Raw genomic sequence first — 8,739 nt, 5'->3', positions numbered from 1 at the left:
CCCTGGACATCCACCCGGCCGCGATCACCTGGCGCCAGGGCATGATGATCCGCGGCCCCCGCAGCCTCCCCGTACGATTCGCCGGCCAGGGCGGCCACGATTAGCCCGGACTCGAACACGGCAACGCCCGAGGGCACGACGACGCCCGAGGAAACGCCGATCCGCCGGGAACACGGAGCCCGCCGCGGGCACGGCGCCGCCCGCAGAAACGTCGATCCGCCGGGAACGCGGCGGCCGCCACGGGCACGGTGACGCCCGCGGGCCGGGTCCGGCACCTGCCCACCGCGCCCGCCGTGAGCACACGGGAGATCCATACGGTGATCGAGAAGCGGACCGGCCGGGCGCCGAACGTCGTGGTCCTGACGAGCCCCGCCCCTTCCGCCCGTTCGACGAGCGGTTCATGGCCGAGTACGCCGGGATCTTCTGCCGGCACACCGGGCAGCAGATCCTGGAGCCGCAGATCCTGGACTCGACCGCCTTCGAGCGGGCCTACGGCGTGACCCCGACCCCGCTCGCCGGGACCGCCGACACCAGGCTCGCCTGGTACGGGGAGTGGCTCGCGAGCCGGTGACCCACACGGGCCACCGCCCCGCCCGGGGTCAGCGGTGGACCGCCTTGGACCGGTCCAGCGCGGCCACGCCCACCGCCGCGAGGGCGATCTGGATGAGCCACTCGATCCAGTCGACGCCCTTGGTGTCCGCGACGCCGAGCGCCGAGGCGATCGCCGCGCCGATCAGCGCGGCCACGATGCCGATGAGGATCGTCCACAGGACGCCGATGTGCTGGCGTCCCGGCACGACCAGCCGTCCGAGGACGCCGATGACAATGCCGATGACGATGGCGCTGATGATGCCGGTGATCTCCATCTCTGCCCCTCCGCGTCGTTGTCCCCGCGCTGTTCGGATGCCCGCTGCAAGCGGAGCCACTCCGCACGGTTATTGCCGGGACTTGATGTTCACCGTGCGGACATGCCATGTACCTTTCAATCAATCGACGCGTGTAGAACGCTCAATCGGGCTCTACGCGCGCAGATCCGCCGCCGCATCGCCCGCACCGCCCCTTCACCCCACTTGGAGGTCCGTCGGATGCCCGGATCCAGAAGGTCCCGTCACAGAGTCACCACCGTCCTCGCCGGACTCGGTCTGCTGCTCACCTCGGCAGCCCTGCAGTTCGGCACCAGTGCCACGCCCGCCCACGCGGCCACCACCCACCGCGTCCTTTTCGACAACGCGCACGCCGAGACGGCCGGCAACGCCGACTGGATCATCTCCACCAGCCAGCCCGACCCGCTCGGCCAGGACCCCTCCCCGTCCGCGGAGACCGACTGGACGGGCGCCCTGTCGTCCTGGGGCGTGGCCCTGCAGAAGACCGGGAGCTACAGCCTCAAGACCCTGCCCTCCGCGTCGAGCCTGTCCTACGGCGGCTCCTCCTCGACCGATCTGTCGAACTTCGACACGCTCGTCCTGCCCGAGCCGAACACGCTGTTCACGTCGGCGGAGAAGACCGCCATCATGAACTTCGTCAAGAACGGCGGCGGCCTGTTCATGATCTCGGACCACAACGGTTCGGACCGCAACAACGACGGCGCGGACTCCGTGAAGATCCTGAACGACCTGATGAGCAACAACAGCGTCGACTCCACCGACCCGTTCGGCTTCTCCATCGACGCGCTCAACATCGCCTCGGGCTACCCGGCCGCGATCAGCGACAGCACCGACCCGGTGCTGCACGGCTCCTTCGGCACCGTCACCAAGAGCCTGTTCGCCAACGGCACCACGGCCACCCTCAAGCCCTCCGACAACTCCGCCGTCAAGGGCCTGGTCTACCGCAGCGGTTACTCGGGCAACACCGGGGCGTTCTTCGTCACCAGCGCCTTCGGCAGCGGCCGCGTCGCCTTCTGGGGCGACAGCTCGCCCATCGACGACGGCACCGGCCAGTCCGGCAACACCCTCTACGACGGCTGGAACGACTCCGGCGCCACCAACGCCGCCCTCGCCCTCAACGCGACCGCCTGGCTCGCCGGTTCGGGTACGAGCAGTGGGGGCGGCGGCGGGGGCGGCGGCACCTGCGCCGCGGCCCAGCTCCTCGGCAACAGCGGCTTCGAGTCCGGCAACACGGTGTGGAGCGCGAGCAGCGGAGTCATCACCGAAGACTCGGGCGAGCCGGCGCGCACCGGCTCCTACAAGGCCTGGCTGGACGGTTACGGCTCGGCCCGCACCGACACCCTCGCGCAGACCGTCACCGTCCCCGCCGGCTGCACCACGGCCGCGCTGAGCTTCTACCTCCACGTGGACACCGCCGAGACGACGAGCACCACGGCCTACGACACCCTCAAGGTCCAGGTCCTCGACAGCGGCGGCACCGTGCTGGCCACCCCCGCCACGTACTCCAACCTCAACGCGGCGAGCGGCTACACCCGGCGCAGCCTGGACCTGTCGGCCTACGCGGGCCGGACGGTGACGGTCAGGTTCACCGGCACCGAGGGCTCGACCTTGCAGACCTCGTTCGTCCTCGACGACACCGCGCTCGACGTGGGCTGACGCGGGACACGCACGACAGGGGGCCCGCCGGACGTCCGGCGGGCCCCTGCCCTTCCTGCGTCTCACCCGGCCGGCACCGTGCGCTCCGGGGTGTTCCAGCCGGAGATCCGGACCCGTGGCGCGGCCCCGTGCAGGTCCGCCGTGCGGTAGGTCGCGGTCAGCGTGACCGACTCGCCCGGCCAGAGGCTCACCTCGTTGTCCGACCACCGCACCGGCAGCACCGGCGAGCCGTCGGCGCCGACGAGGTGGGCGTCCGTGAAGAGGGCCGGCGTCCTCGCGCCGCCGGTGTTGCGCAGGGTGACCGTCGTGGTCGACGTCCCGTCCGCCGAGACCGTGGAAGCGGTCGAGGAGAGGGGTGCCCGCGCCATGGAGTTCAGCCCCTTGAGGTCCGCGTAGCTCGTCGTCGGCGTGTGGTACCAGTCGGTGCGGTCCCAGTCGAGGGTGTCCGGCCGGGTGGACAGCCAGTACACGTTGCGGCTGACCTCCCTGCCCGAGGCGTCGGTCAGCGTCAGCCGCAGCAGATGGGTGGCCGCCGGCCCGCTCACCGCCGCCGGAAGGGTGAGTACGGTGCTGTGGGCGCCGTCCCCGGCCACGCGCACGTCCCGCACCGTCCGGTCGTAGCGCTGCGTGCCGTCGGTGTCGAAGAGGGTGGCGCGGGCGGTGAGGTGGGAGGCGGGGTCCTTCCGGTTGGCGACCACCACCACCGAGCGGTCGTCGTAGGAGTACTGCACGTGCAGCGGCTCGTTCGCCTTCTTGGCGCCGAAGTAGGCGCCGCCCTGGTCGAGGTAACGGTCCGTCAGCTGCCAGTGCAGCGAGGTCCAGCCGCTGTTGAACATCCAGTAGACGACGCCGGTCGCCGGCTTGTCGGCGTCGGTGGCGTTGCGTCCGTAGGCCTCGAACTGCGCGCGGACGTTCTCGTACTGGGCGAGCTGCGCCTTGCGGACGTAGTCGGTGAGCCCGGTGGGGGCGCCGTAGCGGCCGGCGAGGGCCTGGTCGTAGATCTTCAGGGTGCCGAAGACCGGGGACGGCGAGCGGTGGTACTGGCGGGCGCCGGGATCCCTCCAGAGGGTGTCGAGCTCGGCCGGAGTCATCATGCGGCGCAGGGTGTCGAGGGTGGGGATGTCGGGGCCCGCGCTGGTCTCGGAGTTGAAGCCGGTGGCGCCGCCCTCGCGCTTGGCGTACCAGTAGCCGGGCGGCACCCAGTCGTAGGGGCCGGTCATCTTCATGCCGGAACCGCCGAGCTGCGGCGAGGAGCTGTCGGAGGCGGAGCTGACGACGGGGACGGGCCAGTCGGCGGCACCGAGTGCGTCGAGGTAGTTCCTCTCGATGGCGGCGTCGGGCGCGAAGTCGCTGCCGACCAGGAAGGAGATCACGCTGGGGTGGTCGCGCAGCCGGGCGGCCTCGGCGGCCATCGACGCCTTGGCGACCGGGTAGTCGGCGGCGGTCCACTTGTCGCCGGTCTCGCTCCCGTTGACGTTGCCCTCCCACTTGTCGCAGCATTCCCAGCCGGGAAGCGTGAGGACGCCGTAGCGGTCGGCGAGGTCGAAGAACTCGTCCGGCTCCAGGTGGCCTTCGAGGCGGATCGTGTTGAGGCCCAGGTCGAGCGCGTACTTCAGCCGGTCCTCCACATAGGTCCGGTTCCAGCGCAGGAACTCGTCCGGGGACCAGCCGCCGCCCTTGATCAGCAGCCTGCGTCCGTTGATCCGGTACTGGCGGGCGCCGTCCGCGTCGATCGGTGCCCGCACGTCCCGGATGCCGAAGCTCTCGTGCGCGGTGTCCGAGACGGTGCCGGCCACGGTGGCGGTGAGGTCCAGGCCGTAGAGCGGCTGCCCGCCCATGCCGGCCGGCCACCACACGCGGGGCGCGGTCAGGCGCAGCCCGGGCACGTCGTCCGGGGAGAAGGTGACCGGGCGTGTCTCGTGGGCGGCCAGGGTGAGGGTCCTGCGGAACGTGGTGGCGCCGACGGTCCCGGTGACGGTGGTGGTCACCGGCGCCGCGGAGTCGTTGCGGGCCGTCGCCTTGACGGTGAGGTCGGCGTAGGCGAGGGACGGCACGTCCAGCCGGGTCACCACGTGCGCGTCGCGCAGGGCGACGGGGCCGCCGCGGCGGACCAGGACGTCCCGGACGATGCCCATGTTGCGGTCGGGCGGCGGCTGGAGCCAGTCGATCCAGCCCATGGTGAGGTTCTTGTCCGGGTCGTTGGGCCGGACGCGCAGCGCGAGGGTGTTCTTGCCGGGACGGACCAGGGAGGTCACGTCGAGTTCGTGGCGGGTGTAGGCGCCGGTGACGTCCTTGGCGGGGGCGACGAGGTGGCCGTCGACGTAGACGTCGGCCGCGGACATCACGCCGCTGAGATCGAGGTAGGTGCGGTGGGAGGTGTCGGCGACCGCGAAGTCGGCGCGGTACCACCAGGGGACCTGGAAGTCCGCCCGCGGGATCCGCTGCTGGTCGGTCGAGTGGAACGGGTCGGGATACCTCCCGGCGGCGAGCAGGGCGGCCAGGACGGTGGAGCGGGGACCGGCCGCGTACCAGCCGTCGGGGGAGTAGCCGGGCGAGGACACCTCCGCCGCGGGGTCGGTCACCTCGGCGGCCGACCGGATGGCGTATCCGGCGATGGGCGTGGCGCTGCCCGGCACCGGGGAGACCTCGGTGATCCTGGTGTGCGGGACGACCGACCGGTGGCCGCCCGCCCAGGCTCCGGTGCCGTGCGAACCGAGCAGTCCGAGGGCGACCGCGGCCGCGGCGAGACGGTGCCTGGCGGCGGGGCGGCGTCCGTGAGCGGGGCGGTGGAACACGGGTTCTCCAGCCTCTGCGCAAGCCTAGTATAGTTAGGAAACTTTACTAATTCGGTCACGATAGGAGCCCGCGCGGAACGTGTCAATCACCTTGGCCGCCCGGCGAGTTGGTCAGGACGGGACGGACCGGCGTTCGAACACCACGTCCCGGGCCGTGTCCAGTGCGGTCGCCACCGCGCCCAGCAGCACCGCGTCCGCGCCGAGCCGGCTGGCCGCGACCTCGGGCCGCAGCGGGGTGAGCGTGCGCAGGTGCTCCCGCACCGGCTCCAGCAGCAGGTCCACGCTGTGACCCACCCCACCGCCGAGCACGACGAGATCCGGGTCGAGCACGGCCGCCGCCGCGGCCACCGTGTGCGCGATCCGCTCACCCTCCAGCCGTACCGCCTTCACCGCCGCGGGGCTGCCCCCGCGCGCCGCGTCGAACACCGCCTTCGCGGTCAGCCGCCCGCTCATCCCGAACCGGCGGGCGGATTCCACCACCGCCAGCCCGGACACCGCGTCCTCGAGCCGCTCCGGCCTGTGCTGCCCCGGCCAGGGCAGGAACCCGATCTCTCCGGCCAGTCCGTGCGCGCCCGTGAACAGCCGCCCCTCGCTGACGACGCCCATGCCGAGGCCGGTGCCGATCAGGATGTACGCGAACAGCCGGCTGCCCGCGCCGACGCCGTACGCGTACTCGCCGAGCGCGGCCAGGTTGGCGTCGTTGTGGATCTCCAGCGGCACGCCGAGCTCCGCACGCATCCGGTCGAACAGTCCGGCCCTGCCCCAGCCGGGCAGGTGCATCGCGTACCGCACCCGGCGCTGCTGCTCGTCGTAGACGCCCGGGGTGCCCACCACCGCGTGCACCACCTGGTCCGCGTCCACGCCCGAGCCCGCCACCACCTGCCGGGCCGTCGCCACCACGAGCTCGGCCAGCGCGCCCGAGCTGCGCGCCTTGTTGCGCACGTCGCTGCGGGCCACGACGGTGCCGTCCAGGTCGGCGACCGCGCACCGCAGCCAGCCGCGCCCGATGTCGACGCCCAGCACATGGCCGGCCGCCGGGTCGGGGGCGTACAGCACGGCCGTGCGGCCGCGCTCGGGCGCGTGGGTGCCCACCTCGCGCACCAGCCCCGCCGCCTCCATGGCGGCCAGGGCGCTGGAGACGGTCGGCTTGGACAGGCCGGTCTCGCGGGCCAGCTGGGCGCGCGAGGCGGCGCCCGAGGCGCGCAGGCGGTCGAGCAGGAGCCGCTCGTTGGTGCTGCGCAGCCGGCGGCGGTTCCACGGCTGCTCCGGCCGTTCGGTGGCGTCGGTGGCGGGCATCGCACCATTCTCACGCATCGGCGGAGACCTCTTGACGTACCAAGTAAGTCTCTTTAACTTTATCGCCCGTTCCCCTCCGACTCGCCGGCCCCGCAGGAGTCCCCATGTCCGGTAGTCCGCCACCCGGCGGTGGTTTCGTCCGGCGCGTCGGCCTGTTCCAGGCCACCGCCATCAACATGAGCCAGATGTGCGGCATCGGCCCCTTCGTCACCATCCCGCTGATGGTCGCCGCGTTCGGCGGGCCGCAGGCGGTCATCGGCTTCGTCGCCGGCGCGGTCCTCGCCCTCGCCGACGGGCTGGTGTGGGCCGAACTCGGCGCCGCGATGCCCGGCTCCGGCGGCAGCTACGTCTATCTGCGCCAGGCCTTCCAGTACCGCACCGGACGCCTGATGCCGTTCCTGTTCGTCTGGACGGCGATGCTGTTCATCCCGCTGATCATGTCCACGGGCGTGGTCGGCTTCGTCCAGTACCTCGGTTACCTCGCGCCCCATCTCGGGCAGACGTCCGGCGACCTGATCGGCCTCGGCGTCATCGCCCTGGTCGTGCTGCTGCTGTGGCGGGGCATCGAGAACATCGCCCGCATCACCGCCGTCATGTGGGCCGTCATGGTCACCTCGGTGCTCCTGGTCATCGTGGCGGCGGCCACGCACTTCAGCGCACACCTCGCCTTCACCTACCCGGCGCACGCCTTCGACCTGGGCAGCGACCACTTCTGGCTGGGCTTCGCCGCCGGCCTGACCATCGGCATCTACGACTACCTCGGCTACAACACCACCGCGTACATGGCGGCCGAGGTCAAGGACCCGGGCCGCGTCCTGCCCCGCTCGATCATCTACTCGATCCTCGGCATCATGGCGATCTACCTGCTGCTGCAGATCGGCACCCTCGGCGTGATCGACTGGCACCGCATGACCCACGCCGACGACATCGCCTCCACCTCGGTGGCCTCGGCGGTGCTGGAGAAGACGTGGGGCAGGGCGGCGGCGGACATCGTCACCGTGCTCATCCTCATCACCGCCTTCGCCTCGGTCTTCACCGGCCTGCTCGGCGGCTCCCGGGTGCCCTACGACGCCGCCCGCGACCGCGTCTTCTTCCGCCCGTACGCCGCCCTGCACCCCAGACACCGCTTCCCGATGCTGGGCCTGGCCACCATGGGCGTGATCACGGCGATCGGCTTCCTGATCGGACGGCACACCGACCTCGCCACCCTGATCCAGCTCCTGACGACCGTGATGGTGATCGTCCAGGCGCTCGCCCAGATCGTCGCCGTCACCGTGCTGCGCAGGCGGCAGCCGGGGCTGCGCCGCCCGTACCGCATGTGGCTCTATCCGCTGCCGGGCATCGTCGCCTTCGTCGGATGGTGCGTGATCTACGGCTACGCCGACAAGAACTCCCCGGGCCGTCACCCCATCGAGTGGTCGCTGGCCTGGCTGGTGCTCGGCTGTGCCGCCTTCCTGGTCTGGGCGCGCTTCGAGAAGGTCTGGCCGTTCGGCCCCAAGGAGATCTCCGAGGAGTACCTCAAGGGGGCGGACCCCGACGTGGAGCCCGCCGGGAGCCCCGGTTGACAGGCGGACGGGCTGCTGCCTGACTGGAGAGCACCATGACAGGCAAGCCGGCGTACGCGTACGTCATCTACCTCGAGAGCACACCCGAGGCCGTGTGGGACGCGCTCACCGACGCCGACCTGACCGCCTCCTACTGGGGTCACAGCAACGTGTCCGACTGGCGGCCCGGCTCCCCCTGGCGGCACGTGCGCACGGACGGGTCCGGGATCGCCGACGTGGTGGGCACCGTGGTGGAGGCCGAGCGGCCCACCCGCCTGGTGACCACCTGGGCCGAACCGCAGGACGCCGAGCGGCCGGACGCGCACACCCGGGTCACCTTCACCGTCCGGCCGCACGGCGACATCGTCCGTCTCACGGTCACCCACGAGGACCTGGCCGACGAGCGGGCGCTCGCCGTGGTGTCGGCCGGGTGGCCCGCGGTGCTGTCCAACCTCAAGTCCCTCATCGAGACCGGCAGCCCCCTGCCGCAGGAGCCCTGGCTGGTCCCGGACCCCTGACCGCCGCGGCCCGCCCGGCCACGGGTTCTATACGCTGATCCCGTGG

Annotated in this window: 7 protein-coding genes and 1 pseudogene; 5 read left to right on the top strand and 3 right to left on the bottom strand. The window is 71.7% G+C overall.

Annotated features, from left to right (window positions below):
• Together IE249_RS36450 and IE249_RS36445 are read left to right on the top strand one after the other, a co-directional pair.
• The coding region (locus IE249_RS36450; protein ID WP_229857836.1) for a cytochrome P450 at positions 1–104 on the top strand (104 nt) is incomplete at its 5' end.
• Positions 105–260: 156 nt separating this feature from the next.
• Positions 261–571, top strand: a pseudogene (locus tag IE249_RS36445) (epimerase); the annotation flags it as partial.
• A 28-nt stretch (positions 572–599) separates the two neighbouring features.
• On the opposite strand, the gene IE249_RS06515 reads toward IE249_RS36445, so the two are convergent.
• Positions 600–866, bottom strand: a complete 267-nt coding sequence (locus tag IE249_RS06515; protein ID WP_189703805.1) for a GlsB/YeaQ/YmgE family stress response membrane protein — start codon at positions 864–866, stop codon at positions 600–602.
• Between the two features lie 219 nt (positions 867–1,085).
• On the opposite strand from IE249_RS06515, the gene IE249_RS06510 reads away from it, so the two are divergent.
• Positions 1,086–2,540 (top strand): hydrolase, encoded by a 1,455-nt coding sequence (locus IE249_RS06510; RefSeq protein WP_189703804.1) that lies wholly within the window; start codon positions 1,086–1,088, stop codon positions 2,538–2,540.
• Between the two features lie 62 nt (positions 2,541–2,602).
• On the opposite strand, the gene IE249_RS06505 is transcribed toward IE249_RS06510, so the two are convergent.
• Both IE249_RS06505 and IE249_RS06500 read right to left on the bottom strand, forming a co-directional pair.
• Complete coding sequence (locus tag IE249_RS06505) at positions 2,603–5,335, bottom strand: glycoside hydrolase family 2 protein (RefSeq protein ID WP_189703803.1); 2,733 nt, start codon at positions 5,333–5,335, stop codon at positions 2,603–2,605.
• A 111-nt stretch (positions 5,336–5,446) separates the two neighbouring features.
• Positions 5,447–6,631, bottom strand: a complete 1,185-nt coding sequence (locus IE249_RS06500) for an ROK family transcriptional regulator (RefSeq protein ID WP_189703802.1) — start codon at positions 6,629–6,631, stop codon at positions 5,447–5,449.
• Between the two features lie 104 nt (positions 6,632–6,735).
• Here IE249_RS06500 and IE249_RS06495 point away from each other — a divergent pair, with 104 nt between their 5' ends.
• Both IE249_RS06495 and IE249_RS06490 read left to right on the top strand, forming a co-directional pair.
• On the top strand, positions 6,736–8,196 hold the full coding sequence (locus tag IE249_RS06495; RefSeq protein WP_189703801.1) for an APC family permease: 1,461 nt from the start codon (positions 6,736–6,738) through the stop codon (positions 8,194–8,196).
• A 35-nt stretch (positions 8,197–8,231) separates the two neighbouring features.
• Positions 8,232–8,693 carry an SRPBCC family protein gene (locus IE249_RS06490; RefSeq protein ID WP_189703800.1) on the top strand — a complete coding sequence of 154 codons (462 nt, stop codon included), beginning with the start codon at positions 8,232–8,234 and terminating at the stop codon, positions 8,691–8,693.
• Positions 8,694–8,739: the final 46 nt, after the last annotated feature.

The sequence above is a fragment of the Streptomyces anandii JCM 4720 genome (assembly GCF_014650655.1).
Lineage (GTDB): Bacteria > Actinomycetota > Actinomycetes > Streptomycetales > Streptomycetaceae > Streptomyces > Streptomyces anandii.
This window is presented reverse-complemented; position numbering and strand designations above follow the sequence as displayed.